Below are 13,317 nucleotides of genomic sequence, written 5' to 3' on the forward strand. Positions count from 1 at the left end.
AGACACTCCTTGACTGTTTACTATTATTAAAATTGTGTTAAATATCTTATACCACCCCTGAGGGGTGACACCAAGCCGGGCGATAAAAGCCCTTTTTTATGGATTCAGGTGTTTAATTTAATAGGCATGAGCCGGGTGTTACTAAACGCCTTAAGGATGAGGTGACCATGAAACCTGTCAGCGACATCAATACCCCCGACATGTCCGCATTCTGGATGCCGTTCACCGCCAACCAGCAGTTCAAGGCGGCGCCGCGCATCCTGAAGTCGGCAGAGGGGATGTATTATCACTCAGAGGATGGCCGCAAGATACTGGATGGCACTGCCGGACTCTGGTGTTGCAACGCAGGCCATGGTCGGCGCGAGATCGCCGAGGCGGTCTCCCAGCAGATCTCCCACCTCGATTTTGCCCCCACCTTCCAGATGGGCCACCCCTTGCCGTTCGAGCTGGCCAACCGGCTGGTGGAGATCGCCCCCAAGGGATTCGGTCACGTCTTTTATACCAACTCCGGATCGGAGTCCGTGGACACCGCGCTCAAGATTGCGCTGGCCTGGCAGCGGGCTCGCGGCCAGGGGACCCGTACCCGGCTCATCGGCCGCGAGCGCGGCTACCACGGGGTGGGTTTTGGCGGCATCTCGGTGGGGGGCATTCCCGGCAACCGCAAGTGGTTCGGCTCCCTGCTGACCGGGGTGGATCATCTGCCCCACACCCTCAACATAGGGAAAAATGCGTTCACCAAGGGATTGCCAGCAGAAGACCTCACCCTGGCCGATGAACTGGAGAAGATTGTCTTCCTGCACGACGCCAGCAACATCGCGGCGGTCATCGTCGAGCCCATCGCCGGCAGCACCGGGGTCATCATGCCCCCCAAGGGCTATCTCAAGCGGCTGCGGGAGATCTGTACCAAACACGGCATCCTGCTGATTTTTGACGAGGTGATCACCGGTTTCGGCCGCCTCGGCTCCCCCTTCGCCGCCCAGGAGTTCGACGTCATCCCCGACATGATCACCTGCGCCAAGGGGCTCACCAACGGCGCCATCCCCATGGGGGCCGTGCTGGTGCAAAACCATATCTATGACGACATGATGGCGGCGGGCAAGGGGGCCATCGAGCTGTTCCACGGCTACACCTACTCCGGCCACCCGGTGGCGGCGGCGGCGGGTCTGGCCACCCTCGAGATCTACCGGAGCGAAAATCTGCTGACCCGGGCAGCCGAGCTGGCGGGCTACTGGGAGGAGGCTGCCCATTCCCTCAAGGGCTGCAAGCACGTGAAGGACGTGCGCAACTACGGCCTGGTGGCGGGCATCGAGCTCGAATCCATGCCCGATGCACCGGGCAAGCGGGCCTACGAGGTGTTCGTGCGCTGTTTCGAGAAGGGGGCGCTTATCCGGGTGACCGGCGACATCATCGCCCTGTCGCCTCCCCTCATCATCGAGCGCAGCCAGATAGACGATCTCTTCACCCTGCTGCAGGACGCCCTGCAGGCCCAGGACTGACCCCCACATCACACAGGATGGCGCTCGTCCCGGGCGTCATCCCCCTGTGCTGCCCCGGCGCGGCGAGGGGAGGACGGATGACCCATCACGGAGGATTTATGAGTTACAGGATCGACAACTTCATCGACGGCGAGACGACCGAGAGTCGCAGCGAGCGTTTCGGTGCCATCTTCAATCCGGCCACCGGCCAGCAGCAGGGCTCCGTCGTTCTCAGCACGGCCGATGAGTGTGCCGAGGCGATTGCCTGCGCCGAGCGCGCCTTTGGGGAGTGGTCCCAGACCCCGCCGCTGGTGCGGGCCCGGGTGCTGTTTCGCTTCAAGGAGCTGATGGAGCAGCACAGGGACGAGCTGGCCCAGCTCATCAGCCGCGAGCACGGCAAGGTCTTCTCCGACGCCCAGGGGGAGCTGACCCGGGGGCTGGAGGTGGTGGAGTTTGCCTGCGGCATTCCCCACCTGCTCAAGGGGGAGCACTCTCTCAACGTGGGCCGCGGGGTGGACAGTCACTCCATGATGCAGCCGGTGGGGGTCTGCGCCGGCATCACCCCGTTCAACTTCCCTGCCATGGTGCCGCTCTGGATGTTCCCGGTGGCCTTGGCCTGCGGCAACACCTTCATCCTCAAGCCCTCGGAGAAGGATCCGTCCCTCTCTCTGCGCATGGCCGAACTGCTCAAGCAGGCGGGCCTGCCGGACGGGGTGCTCAACGTGGTCAACGGCGACAAGGAGGTGGTGGACGTGCTGCTGACCGACCCGAGGGTCGGTGCCGTGTCGTTTGTCGGCTCCACCCCCATCGCCCAGTACATCTATGCCACCGCCTCGGCTCACGGCAAGCGGGTGCAGGCCCTGGGCGGCGCCAAGAACCACATGGTGGTCATGCCGGATGCCAATCTGGATCAGGCGGTTTCCGCCCTGATGGGGGCCGCCTATGGCGCGGCGGGCGAGCGTTGCATGGCGATCTCGGTGGCCGTGGTGGTGGGTGACGAGACCGCCGATGCCCTGGTGGCGAAGCTCTCGCCCCTGGTGGCGGCCCTTCGGGTCGGCCCCGGTCTCGGTCAGAGTCCGGAGAACGAGATGGGGCCCCTCATCAGCCGGGAACACCTGGCCAAGGTGCGCGGCTACGTGGATCAGGGAGTGGCCGAGGGGGCCGAGCTGGTGGTGGATGGCCGGGGCCTGAGCCATGGCGAGGGCTACTTCATCGGGGGCAGCCTGTTCGATCGGGTCGGCCCCGAGATGCGCATCTACCGGGAGGAGATCTTCGGCCCCGTGCTCGCCATCGTGCGGGCCCCGGACTACGAGACGGCCCTGCGCCTCATCAACGAACACGAGTACGGCAATGGCACCGCCATCTTCACCGGTGACGGAGATACCGCAAGGGACTTCACCACGCGGGTTCAGGTCGGTATGGTAGGGGTGAACGTTCCCATTCCGGTGCCCATGGCGTTTCACAGCTTCGGTGGCTGGAAACGGTCCATCTTCGGGCCGCTCAACATGCACGGGCCGGATGGGGTGCGCTTCTACACCCGGATGAAGACGGTGACCGCCCGCTGGCCCCAGAGCCTGCGCGCCGGCGCCGAGTTCTCCATGCCGACCATGAAGTGAGCCCCCGGCTCGCTGCCATGGCTTTAATCTCTTGCCCCCGCAGGCCGCCGGTCTGCGGGGGCGCTTCTGTCAAGGAGTAACAGATGCGACTGGGTATTCTCGATTGTGACCGGCTGGACCCCGATTTGGTGGGGGATTTTGGTCCCGTTTACTCCGAGATGTTTATCAAGGGTTTCCGGGCGTTGGCCCCCGAGCTGGAATTTCGGGTCTGGTCCGCCCTCGACGGCGATCTGCCCCCGGATCTGACCGAATGCGATGCCTGGCTCATCACCGGCTCGCGCCACGATGCCTACAGCGACATCCCCTGGATCCTGGCGCTGCGCGACTGGATCCGCCGGGCCCACGATGCCAACGTCAAGCTGGCCGGGGTCTGCTTCGGCCACCAGGTGATCGCCCAGGCGCTGGGAGGGGAGGTAATGAAGTCCACCAAGGGGTGGGGGCTGGGGGTGTCGGTCCATGCCATGCAGACGACAAAACCCTGGATGGCGCCGGGTCTGGACACCATCCGCATCCTGGCAAGCCACCAGGATCAGGTGGAGCAGCTTCCGCCGGGGGCGACCCTGCTCGCGGGCAACGACTTCTGCCCCAACTTCATGTTCCTGCAGGGGGATCACATCGTCGCCATCCAGGGGCACCCGGAATTCTCGGTGGCGTACAACCGGGCCCTGATCGAGCGGCGACGGGACAGGCTGCCCGATGCACATTACCAGAGCAGTCTCTCTTCCCTGGAAGGGGAGGTGGATTCCGCCACCATGATGCAGTGGCTGCTGCAGTTCCTCGGCATCCTGCCGATCGGGGCCGACGCGCGCTGAACCCCGTTTGTCATATCCACCGCGCTGATGCTAGATTTTGTAGCAAAATGAAGGATCAAGCGGCGATATGCCCAGTCCGGATGATACACTGGCCGCCATTTTTGGCGGCCTAGTCCATCGACGAGCGCCGCGTCAGTCTGTGAGGGGGCAACCTTGAAACTACAGCAGTTGAAGTATCTGATCGCGGTGCGGGACCACAATCTCAACGTCTCCGTTGCCTCCGATGCGCTCTATACCAGCCAGCCTGGGGTGAGCAAGCAGATCGGCTTGCTGGAGAGCGAGCTGGGGGTGCGCATCTTCGAGCGCCGCGGCAAGCACCTGCACCGGATCACCCCGGTGGGGGAGGAGATCATCAAGTGTGCCGAGGCCATGCTCAATATCGAGAGCAAGATCAAGGCCATCTCCCGGGAGTACCTGGATCCGACCGTGGGCACCCTCAACATCCACACCACCCACACCATCGCCCGCTACCTGCTGCCGAAAAGCGTCACCTACTTCACCAAAAAGTACCCCAAGATCTCGTTCCACCTGCATCCTGTGATGTCCGCCACCAAGGAACAGATCAGCAAGGGATACTCGGATTTTTCCATCGTGGCCCACGAGATAGGCTTCGACAAGGAGCTGATCGCGCTGCCCGCCTACCTCTGGACCCTCTCCCTGGTGGTGCCCCAGGAGCACCCCCTGGCCAAGGTGAAGAAGCCGACCCTAGAGCAGCTCTGCCAGTATCCCATCCTGAGCTACGAGAGCGGCGCCACCGGGCGTCAGGTGCAGGACAGGGTGTTCCAGGCGGCCGGCCTCACTCCCAACTACTACATGACGGTGATGGATGCCGGCGTCATCAAGCGCTACGTGGAGCTGGGCTTTGGCATCGGCATCATCTCCTCCCTGGTTGCCAACGATAGCGATGCCCCCGGCCTCGTGGCCATCAATCTGGAGCACCTGTTCGAGCCTTGCCCGGCCCAGATCTGCTTCAGCAAGAGCATCCTCTTGCAGAACTACATGTATGACTTCATCAGCTCTTTCTCCCCCCATCTCACCAAGGAGATGATCCAGAACGTGATGCAGCAGCCGACCCAGGCGCGCATCGACGAGCTGCTGTCAGGGGTGGAGCTGCCCGTCTACTGATCCCGCTTCCGTTTCTGTGCCGGCACCCCGGGGTGTCGGCCTCCTCCCGCCGAGGTTTCCATGTCCCGCATCCTGCTGCTCGCCAATCTCAACTGTGATCATGTGCTCTCCCTGGCCGAACCCCTGGTGGCGGGGGCGCGGCTGCAATACGTGGATCAGGGGCGCAGGCTCGGCGGCGGCGCCGCCAATACCGGCATCGGATTGGTGTGGGCGGGGCACGAGGTGATCATCGCCTCCCGGGTCGGGCTGGACGACACCGGTGACTGGCTGCTGGAGCAGGCGGCCTCATACGGCCTGGATTGCAGCCATGTGGAACGCTTTGGCGGCGAGACCGGCGAGCTGCTGGTGCTGGTGGACGCCACCGGTGAGCGCACCATTCTCAGGCGCCCACGTCGTCCGGATCTGCCGGGGGATCTGCCGACCGAAGGGGTGGATTGCCTCTATGTGAACTATCCGGGCACCGCCATCGTGGGCTACATGCGCCAGATGCTCGCCAAGAGTTTCGTAGTGGCCCAGTATCCCAAGGGGGGGCAGGCCCGCCGCCCCTGCCACGTGCTGGTGGCCTCCCGCTCCGATCTCGGCGAGGTGAGCGACCTCTGGCAGCATGCCCGCCAGCTCGCAGGGGAGCAGCTTGAATGGCTGGTGCTGACCGAGGGCAAGGCGGGCGCCGTGGCCATTCACGGGGAGGAGCAGGTCAGGGTGGCGGCGCGACCGGTCTCCGTGGTGGATACCACGGGGGCGGGGGATGCCTTCGCGGGCGGCCTCATCCACGGTCTTGCGCGGGGCATGGCCATGGCCGATGCGTTGCAGTGCGCCGTGGACTGGGGCGCCTTCGCGGTGGCCTCCGAGAGCTCCATCCCCTCCCAGGCGCTGCGCAACTGGCTGAAACAGCCCCACTGAACTCGCCGGACAACGGCTCCGGCGATGGCAGAGGAGGTGGGGGTTTGTCGACGGAAACCGCCAAAACCCCTCGCTGAGGCGGCAAGTTTGCGATCAATCAAAGAAAGTGTCGATTTATGTACATCTTCGTCGACACCCGCCCGGGCTGCTCTTACCCTTGTGACTTCACGACTCGGTCGAAGAAGCCCATCCCGTGCACACGCATGTGCAGACCCCCTCTTTGGCCACCGGCTGTCGTCCTGATTTCTGGCTTGTAGTAAGAGGCAAGTGCGACCATGCAACTGACACGATTTACCGACTACGCCCTGCGTACCCTGACCTTCCTGGCCATCCAGCCCGGTGATCGCCTGTCGACCATCACGGAAGTGGCCGACACCTTCGCCATCTCCCGCAATCACGTGGTCAAGATAGTGCATCAGCTCGGCATCAAGGGTTACATCGAGACGGTGCGTGGCAAGCATGGGGGCATCCGCCTCGGCCGTGCCGCCGTCTCCATCAACCTGCGCGATGTGGTGATGGACATGGAGCACGTGCTCTGCCCGGTGGACTGCAAGCGCGAAAACTGCCGTCTCTCCGGGGGCTGCCGCATCCAGGGCATTCTACGCCGCGCCATGCACGCCTTCCTGGAGGTGCTGGGGGAGTACACTTTGGCGGATGCGGTGCGGGATCCCACTCGTCTGTGCCACCTTCTCGGTATAGAGCAGGATAATATCCTGACCATGGCATGATGCCACGGTGAATGACAGAGGGGCCTGCGGGCCCCTCTGTCATTGCCAGCGATCAGAGCTGGGGCACAAGGGTGATGGCTCCGTGCAGACAGGCGAGGCCGCAAGCGCCGCAGCCATCGCAGGCGGCCATGTTGACGGTCACTCCCTCGCTGCCGACCTTGATCGCCTGCTGGGGGCAGGCATCTTCACACAGCAGGCAGTAGTAGCCCTGACGGGCCTGGCAGCTCGCCTCTATCCTGACCCGGGTCTGCACCTGGCGGCCGAGGCAGAGATCCAGTGCGCCCGTGGGACAGGCTCTGGCGCAGCTGCCGCAATAGCTGCACTGGCCACAGGCGAGATCCAGCACTGGGGTACCGGCGATGGGGCTGCCGTCATATTCGGGGCGATCGGCAGGTTTGATGAGGCCGTTGGGACACGCCTTGAAGCAGTCGCCACAACGGGTGCAGAGGGTGAGGAACTGGGACTCGTCGATGGCCCAGGGCGGGCGTGCCTCATGGCAGACCACCTCGGGTCTGCGGGGGCTCCCCCATGCGTGTGCCAGCCAGCGACAGAAAAAATGCGTCATGCCCACCTCTATACCTATTAGGGGTTAATTTTATCCAGTTTTAGGCCGGCAAGCCAGAGAATAGCGGCGGGCAGGATCGCAAGCCGGGTTGCCCTTGTGTAAGCTAGGCGGGTCTTTTTGCGGGATTGAATGAACTCATGTGGCTATTTCTGTGGCGTGCTTCTCTGCTCTATGTCTTCCCCCTGCTGATGTGGGCCTACTGCCATCTCAAGGGTATCGAGTTCAGTGAACTGGATACCGGGGTCAACAGCCACAAGTGGGTGGTGCTGGCGGCCTACCTGCTCTATGTGCTGATCTGGTTGCTGCTCAACCGCTATCTCGAACTCTTCCTGCGCCAGCGGGGGCGCCGATGACCCCGCTGCTGACCTGGTGGCCTGCCATGCTGGCTGGCGGGCTGGCACTGCTGTTTGGCTGGTGGTGGGGGCGGCGCAGCGGCCGTGAAGAGGCGCTGCTGCTGGAGGAGCGTTATCAGGGGTTGCAGGATCGCTGGGACGCGCTGCAGGACGAGAAGATGCTGGCTCAGCAGAAGCTGGATCAGCAGCAGACCCTGCTGCTCAAGCTCACCGCCCGTCTCAAGGAAGCCGAGGCGACCCTGCGCAGCGAGCGCATCGCCAGCGCCGAGAAGTTGCAGTTGCAGCAAGAGGCTGAACAGCGTCTCAGCCAGCACTTCGAGAACCTCGCCAATCGTATCTTTGAACAAAATGCTGGAAACTTCCGCGAACTGAATCAGAACAGCATGGATCTCCTGCTCACTCCACTCAAGGAGCAGCTCGAGGGCTTTCGCCGCCAGGTGGGAGAGACCCACGCCCAGGAGACGGCCCAGCGCCACAACCTCAAGTTCGAGCTGGAGCGCCTTGCCGAGCTCAACGCCCGCATGACCGAAGAGGCGGCGGCGCTGACCCGGGCCCTCAAGGGCGACAGCAAGCAGCAGGGCAACTGGGGGGAGGTGGTGCTGGCGCGGATCCTCTCCGAGTGCGGCCTGCGCGAGGGGCATGAGTACCACACCCAGGTCAACATCGAGGTGGACAAGGGCAAGCGCTACCAGCCCGACGTCATCGTCCACCTGCCCCAGGAAAAGGACATCATCATCGACGCCAAGGTGTCGCTGACCGCCTATGAGCGCTGGTACAACGCCGCTGACGATCTGGAGAAGGCGGTGGCGCTCAAGGAGCACGTCGCCTCGGTGCGCAACCATATCCGCGAGCTGGGCCGCAAGGATTACCAGCAGTTGCCCGGGGTGCGCACCCTGGACTATGTGCTGATGTTCGTGGCGGTGGAGCCTGCCTTCCTCGCTGCCCTGGAAGCAGACCCTTCCCTGGTGCGCTACGGGCTGGAACACAACATCCTGCTGGTGAGCCCCACCAACCTGATGGTGGCCCTGCGCACCATAGAGAACCTGTGGCGCTACGAGCGGCAGAACCAGAACTCGCGCCAGATAGCGGAGCGGGCCGGCCGCCTCTACGAGAAGCTGCGGCTGTTCGTGGAGGAGATGCAGCAGATGGGGGGCAGCCTGCACAAGGCGCAGGAGAGCTACGACAAGGCGATGGGGCGGCTGGTCAACGGTCGTGGCAACCTGATCGCCCAGGCCGAGCGCTTTCGCGAGCTGGGGGTCGAGGTGACCAAGCCCTTGCCGGACGCGCTGGTGGACCGGGCGCTGGAGCGAGAGGAGTCGGCGGACTGAGGGGAGTCGTCATTCGCCGGGACAACGAAAAGGGCAGCCATTGGCTGCCCTTTTCGTTTCATGCAACAGCCTGGACGGCTGCTTATTGCTTCCAGAAGGAGGGGAAGAAGAGCACAGCCACCGTCAGGATCTCGAGGCGTCCCAGCAGCATGCCGAACGACAGTATCCACTTGGCCGCATCCGGCAGACTGGCGAAGTTGGTGCTGGGACCGATGACAGGCCCCATGCCCGGGCCCACGTTGGCCACGGCGGTGATGGAGCCCGAGATGGCGGTCAGGGGGTCCAGCCCGATGGCGGCGAGCAGGGCGGCGATGAGCAGGATGATGGCGAAGTAGACCAGCACGAAGGAGATCAGGGAGCGGATGATGGCGTCGTTGACCGGACGGCCGTTGTACTTCTGGGGAAACACGGCGGAGGGGTGCATCAGCTGGCGCATCTGTTTCTTGAACAGGGCGAAGGCCACCTGGACCCGAAAGATCTTGAGCCCGCCCGAGGTGGAGCCGGAGCAGGCGCCGAGTGCCAGCAGGATGATGAAGATAATGGTGGTGAGCGGGCCCCAGGTGCCGAAGTCGCCGAGTCCGAAACCCGTGGTGGTGAGCACGGAGACGATATTGAAGCTGCTGATGCGCAAGGCATCCATGAAGCCGTAGATGTCTCTCACCCAGAGATAGAAGGTGACGACCAGGGTCACCCAGACGATCAGCCAGAAGAAGCCCTGCACCTGGGCATCCTTGAACAGGCTGTTGTCACGGCGGGAGAGGGCCTGCACATAGAGCAGGAAGGGCAGGCCACCGAGGAACATGAAGAGGGTGCCTATCCAGTGCGCCGCGTGGGAGAAGTGGGACATGGATTGATCGGAGGTGGAGTAGCCGCCGGTGCTGAGGGTCGTCATGGCGTGGTTGACCGCTTCGAACAGGTTCATGCCACTCACCCAGTAGGCGAGGAAGCAGAGCATGGAGAGCACCAGATAGACCAGCACTATGTTGTTGGCCACCGTTTTGGCGCGGGGGGCGCTCTTGTCGGACCAATCGGAGCTCTCGGTCTGGAACAGCTTCATGCCACCGACGTTGAGGTAGGGCAGCACCGCCACCGCCATCACGATGAAGCCGACCCCGCCCAGCCACTGCAGGATGGATCGCCACAGCAGGATGCTGTGGGCCATGCCGTCCAGCCCCGACAGCACGGTGGATCCCGTGGTGGTGACCCCCGACATGGTCTCGAAGTAGGCGTCGGCAAAGTCGATATGGGTGATGAAGACGAAGGGCAGGGCCCCGAAGACGCAGGCGACCACCCAGACCGAGGTGGTGAGCAGGAACATTTCCCGCACGCCGAGGTGAAACTCTGCCTTGCGACCGTAATGGAGGCAGAGCAGAGCGGCACCATGGGTGATCAAGACCGACTTGAGAAATTCGACGAAACCTTCCGAACCGGTCAGCAGGGCCAGCAGGGTGGGCAGCCACATGAAGAGCGCCAGCTTGGAGAGTACCAGCCCGAGCGTGAAGACGATGGGATGCAGCTTGATCATGCAAGATAACCTGGTCGTTGATTGAAAAAAGACCCGGACCTTTCCTGAGAAAAAGGGCCGGGTCCGGATACCGTTGCCAGAGACATGGCCGGCTTACAGGAAGAAGGGACTGGGCTGGAACAGACGCTCCACTTCCGGGATGTACTTCTTGTCCACCAGGAACATCACCACGTGGTCATCCTGCTGTATCTGGGTGCGATCGTGGGCGATCAGCACCTCGTCACCGCGCACCACTGCGCCTATGGTGGTGCCCGGGGGCAGCTTGAGCTCGCCCACTGTCTTGCCCACCACCTTGGAGGTGTTCTCGTCCCCGTGGGCGATCGCCTCGATGGCTTCGGCCGCCCCGCGGCGCAGGCTGTAGACGTTGGCGATGTCGGCACGGCGCACATGGGTCAGCAGGGCAGAGATGGTGGCCTGCTGGGGGGAAATGGCGATGTCGATGGAGCCGCCCTGTACCAGGTCCACGTAGGCGCCGCGCTGGATCAGCACCATGGTCTTCTTGGCCCCCATCTTCTTGGCGAGCAGGGCCGACATGATGTTGGCCTCATCCTCGTTGGTCACCGCGATGAAGACGTCGATCTGGTCGATGTGCTCCTCCGCCAGCAGCTCCTGATCCGCCGCATCGCCGCAGAAGACGATGGTGTGTTCCAGATGCTCGGAGAGCTGCTCCGCCCGCTTCTGGTTGCGCTCGATGAGCTTGACGCTGTAGCGCTTCTCGAGCTGGCGGGCGAGACCGGCGCCTATGTTGCCGCCGCCGACGATCATGATGCGCCGGTAGGGGCTCTCGAGGCGTTGCAGTTCCGACATCACGGCGCGGATATGGCCCGCTGCGGCCACAAAGAACACCTCGTCATCGGCTTCGATGATGGTGGTGCCCTGGGGGCGGATGGAGCGCCCCTGGCGGAAGATGGCGGCGACCCGAGTTTCGATGTTGGGCATGTGTTCCCGCAGGGTGGAGAGCGCATTGCCCACCAGGGGGCCGCCGTAATAGGCCTTGACCGCCACTAGGCCCACCTTGCCGTCGGCAAAATCCACCACCTGCAACGCCCCCGGATACTCGATCAGGCGACGCACGTAGTCGGTCACCAGCTGCTCCGGGGCGATCAGGTGGTCCACGGGGACGGATTCGGGCAGGAACAGGCGATCCCGCTCCACCAGATAGGCGGGGGAGCGAATGCGCGCCACCTTGTTCGGGGTGTTGAACAGGGAGTAGGCGACCTGGCAGGCGACCATGTTGGTCTCGTCGCTGTTGGTGACGGCGACCAGCATGTCGGCATCCTGGGCGCCGGCTTCGCGCAGCACCCTGGGATGGGCGCCGTGGCCGTTCACCACCCGCAGGTCGAATTTGTCCTGCAGTTCGCGCAGGCGCTCGCTGTCGGTGTCGACGATGGTGATGTCGTTGTTCTCGCCGGCGAGATTCTCGGCCAGGGTGCCACCCACCTGACCTGCGCCCAGAATGATGATTTTCATAAGGCCATCTTACTCAAGGTTGTTGCTTCGTAATGAGGCGGCCCGTCACCGGGCCTGCCATCCGCCGGTTCGGCCTACAGCTTGATGAGCTTGGCATAGTAGAAGCCGTCCATCTCCGCCTCGCCGGGCAGGAACTGGCGACCCGGACAGGCCGGGGTGTCTTCTGCATGCAACGGCACCAGGCGGGCATCCGGGGTATCGGCCAGGAAGGCGCGGATCTGCTCCCGGTTCTCTTCCGGCAACACGGAACAGGTGGCGTAGAGCAGGGTGCCGCCGTGCTTCAGCTTGCCCCAGAGGGCGTCGAGAATGCGGCGTTGCAGCTCGGCCAGCTCGCGGATGTCCTGATCCCGGCGCAACCACTTGATGTCGGGGTGACGGCGGATGACGCCGGTGGCGGAGCAGGGGGCATCCAGCAGGATGCGGTCGAACTGCCCCCGTGGCCACCACAGATCCGGCGTGCTGGCATCACCGTGGATCACTTGGGCCTGAAGGCCGATACGATCCAGGTTCTCCTGCACCCGCTTGAGGCGGTTGTCGTCGGCGTCGACGGCAACCACGCCGGCAAGGGCCGGCTGGCGTTCCAGCAGGTGGGCGGTTTTGCCGCCGGGGGCGGCGCAGGCGTCCAGCACCCACTCGCCCGGCTGGGGATCGAGCAGGGCGGCGGCCTGCTGGGCGGCACCGTCCTGCACCGAGCAGTCACCCTGCTCGAAGCCGGGCAGCTTGGTCACGTCGCAGGGGCGCTCCAGCAGGATGCAATCTTCCCCTTCCACACCGGCCATGGCCGGGATGCCCGCCTCGCTCATGCGGGCCAGCATGGCCTCGCGGCTCTGGCGCTGGCTGTTGTTGCGGATCCACATGGGCGGGCGCTGGTTGTTCGCCTCCATGATGAACTCCCAGTCATCGGGATAGGCCTGACGCAGGCGCTTGGTGAGCCATTCGGGGTGGCCGAGGCGGACGCTGGGGACGCGGTCGATGCGCAGCAGGATCACTTCGGCGCTGCGCTGGAAGTTGCGCAGTACGCCGTTGATGAGGCCGCGCAGGGAAGAGCCCTTGAGCAGCTTGACGGCGTTGACGGTCTCGGCCACGGCGGCGTGAGCCGGAATGCGGGTATAGATGAGCTGGTAGAGGCCGACCAGAATGAGGTAGTGGAAGATGCGGCTTTTGTTCTTGAGCGGCTTGTCCATCATCTCGCTGACCGCCGCATCGAGGCGGGGCAGCCAGCGCAGGGTGCCGTAGCAGAGTTCTTGCAGGAGGGCGCGATCGCGAGGGGCGACCTTCTCCTGGGCAGCAGGCAGAACGGCGGAGAGAGATTGACCCTGATCCAGCACCTGTTGAATGACGAGAGCAGCCTGTGCGCGTGTTTTCATAGCGTTACCTTAGATGCACAAGTCGGGGCCAGGGCCCCGCTTGTGTCAATTCA

At 63.8% G+C, this 13,317-nt stretch carries 12 protein-coding genes; 8 read left to right on the forward strand and 4 right to left on the reverse strand.

All coding sequences use genetic code 11. The features are described from left to right. Positions 1–167 precede the first annotated feature (167 nt). The 6 genes from AB5Y51_RS07240 to AB5Y51_RS07265 all read left to right on the forward strand — a co-directional run bounded on the left by AB5Y51_RS07240 (position 168) and on the right by AB5Y51_RS07265 (position 6,656). Entirely contained in the window at positions 168–1,496 is a 1,329-nt protein-coding gene (locus AB5Y51_RS07240; protein ID WP_045522440.1) for an aspartate aminotransferase family protein, read from the forward strand. 98 nt (positions 1,497–1,594) lie between these two features. After that, positions 1,595–3,091 (forward strand): CoA-acylating methylmalonate-semialdehyde dehydrogenase, encoded by a 1,497-nt coding sequence (locus AB5Y51_RS07245; protein WP_039039524.1) that lies wholly within the window; start codon positions 1,595–1,597, stop codon positions 3,089–3,091. Between the two features lie 83 nt (positions 3,092–3,174). Continuing rightward, positions 3,175–3,903 carry a glutamine amidotransferase gene (locus AB5Y51_RS07250; RefSeq protein WP_010672496.1) on the forward strand — a complete coding sequence of 243 codons (729 nt, stop codon included), beginning with the start codon at positions 3,175–3,177 and terminating at the stop codon, positions 3,901–3,903. A gap of 153 nt (positions 3,904–4,056) precedes the next feature. Continuing rightward, on the forward strand, positions 4,057–5,028 hold the full coding sequence (locus AB5Y51_RS07255; protein WP_041212153.1) for a LysR substrate-binding domain-containing protein: 972 nt from the start codon (positions 4,057–4,059) through the stop codon (positions 5,026–5,028). Between the two features lie 60 nt (positions 5,029–5,088). Further along, complete coding sequence (locus AB5Y51_RS07260) at positions 5,089–5,928, forward strand: PfkB family carbohydrate kinase (protein ID WP_049636720.1); 840 nt, start codon at positions 5,089–5,091, stop codon at positions 5,926–5,928. Positions 5,929–6,203: 275 nt separating this feature from the next. Then, the gene (locus AB5Y51_RS07265; RefSeq protein ID WP_010672499.1) at positions 6,204–6,656 is read left to right on the forward strand and encodes an Rrf2 family transcriptional regulator; all 453 of its coding nucleotides are present in this window, start codon (positions 6,204–6,206) and stop codon (positions 6,654–6,656) included. A gap of 52 nt (positions 6,657–6,708) precedes the next feature. On the opposite strand, the gene AB5Y51_RS07270 is transcribed toward AB5Y51_RS07265, so the two are convergent. Then, complete coding sequence (locus tag AB5Y51_RS07270) at positions 6,709–7,221, reverse strand: ferredoxin-type protein NapF (RefSeq protein ID WP_010672500.1); 513 nt, start codon at positions 7,219–7,221, stop codon at positions 6,709–6,711. 137 nt (positions 7,222–7,358) lie between these two features. Between AB5Y51_RS07270 and AB5Y51_RS07275 the strand changes: the two genes are divergently transcribed. Then, entirely contained in the window at positions 7,359–7,574 is a 216-nt protein-coding gene (locus AB5Y51_RS07275; RefSeq protein ID WP_010672501.1) for a hypothetical protein, read from the forward strand. Next, the gene (gene rmuC / locus AB5Y51_RS07280; RefSeq protein ID WP_368178223.1) at positions 7,571–8,902 is read left to right on the forward strand and encodes a DNA recombination protein RmuC; all 1,332 of its coding nucleotides are present in this window, start codon (positions 7,571–7,573) and stop codon (positions 8,900–8,902) included. Before AB5Y51_RS07275 ends, rmuC begins: the two co-directional genes overlap by 4 nt. Before the next feature lie 82 nt (positions 8,903–8,984). Here the strand turns inward: rmuC and AB5Y51_RS07285 are convergent, their stop codons facing one another. The 3 genes from AB5Y51_RS07285 to rsmB all read right to left on the reverse strand — a co-directional run bounded on the left by AB5Y51_RS07285 (position 8,985) and on the right by rsmB (position 13,264). Then, positions 8,985–10,427: a TrkH family potassium uptake protein gene (locus AB5Y51_RS07285; protein WP_010672503.1), complete on the reverse strand. Its 1,443-nt coding sequence runs from the start codon at positions 10,425–10,427 to the stop codon at positions 8,985–8,987. Positions 10,428–10,520: 93 nt separating this feature from the next. Further along, on the reverse strand, positions 10,521–11,897 hold the full coding sequence (gene trkA, locus AB5Y51_RS07290) for a Trk system potassium transporter TrkA (RefSeq protein WP_010672504.1): 1,377 nt from the start codon (positions 11,895–11,897) through the stop codon (positions 10,521–10,523). 74 nt (positions 11,898–11,971) lie between these two features. Further along, on the reverse strand, positions 11,972–13,264 hold the full coding sequence (gene rsmB / locus AB5Y51_RS07295) for a 16S rRNA (cytosine(967)-C(5))-methyltransferase RsmB (protein ID WP_368178224.1): 1,293 nt from the start codon (positions 13,262–13,264) through the stop codon (positions 11,972–11,974). Positions 13,265–13,317: the final 53 nt, after the last annotated feature.

It is taken from the genome of Aeromonas sp. R7-1 (assembly GCF_040908115.1).
GTDB lineage: Bacteria > Pseudomonadota > Gammaproteobacteria > Enterobacterales > Aeromonadaceae > Aeromonas > Aeromonas caviae.

Bases quoted from the DNA above. Each gene is read 5' to 3' on its own strand.
- AB5Y51_RS07285 (WP_010672503.1), bottom strand. From the start codon at position 10,427: ATGATCAAGCTGCATCCCATCGTCTTCACGCTCGGGCTGGTACTCTCC.
- AB5Y51_RS07240 (WP_045522440.1), top strand. From the start codon at position 168: ATGAAACCTGTCAGCGACATCAATACCCCCGACATGTCCGCATTCTGG.
- AB5Y51_RS07265 (WP_010672499.1), top strand. From the start codon at position 6,204: ATGCAACTGACACGATTTACCGACTACGCCCTGCGTACCCTGACCTTC.
- AB5Y51_RS07245 (WP_039039524.1), top strand. From the start codon at position 1,595: ATGAGTTACAGGATCGACAACTTCATCGACGGCGAGACGACCGAGAGT.
- AB5Y51_RS07250 (WP_010672496.1), top strand. From the start codon at position 3,175: ATGCGACTGGGTATTCTCGATTGTGACCGGCTGGACCCCGATTTGGTG.
- AB5Y51_RS07275 (WP_010672501.1), top strand. From the start codon at position 7,359: ATGTGGCTATTTCTGTGGCGTGCTTCTCTGCTCTATGTCTTCCCCCTG.
- AB5Y51_RS07260 (WP_049636720.1), top strand. From the start codon at position 5,089: ATGTCCCGCATCCTGCTGCTCGCCAATCTCAACTGTGATCATGTGCTC.
- trkA (WP_010672504.1), bottom strand. From the start codon at position 11,897: ATGAAAATCATCATTCTGGGCGCAGGTCAGGTGGGTGGCACCCTGGCC.
- rsmB (WP_368178224.1), bottom strand. From the start codon at position 13,264: ATGAAAACACGCGCACAGGCTGCTCTCGTCATTCAACAGGTGCTGGAT.
- rmuC (WP_368178223.1), top strand. From the start codon at position 7,571: ATGACCCCGCTGCTGACCTGGTGGCCTGCCATGCTGGCTGGCGGGCTG.
- AB5Y51_RS07270 (WP_010672500.1), bottom strand. From the start codon at position 7,221: ATGACGCATTTTTTCTGTCGCTGGCTGGCACACGCATGGGGGAGCCCC.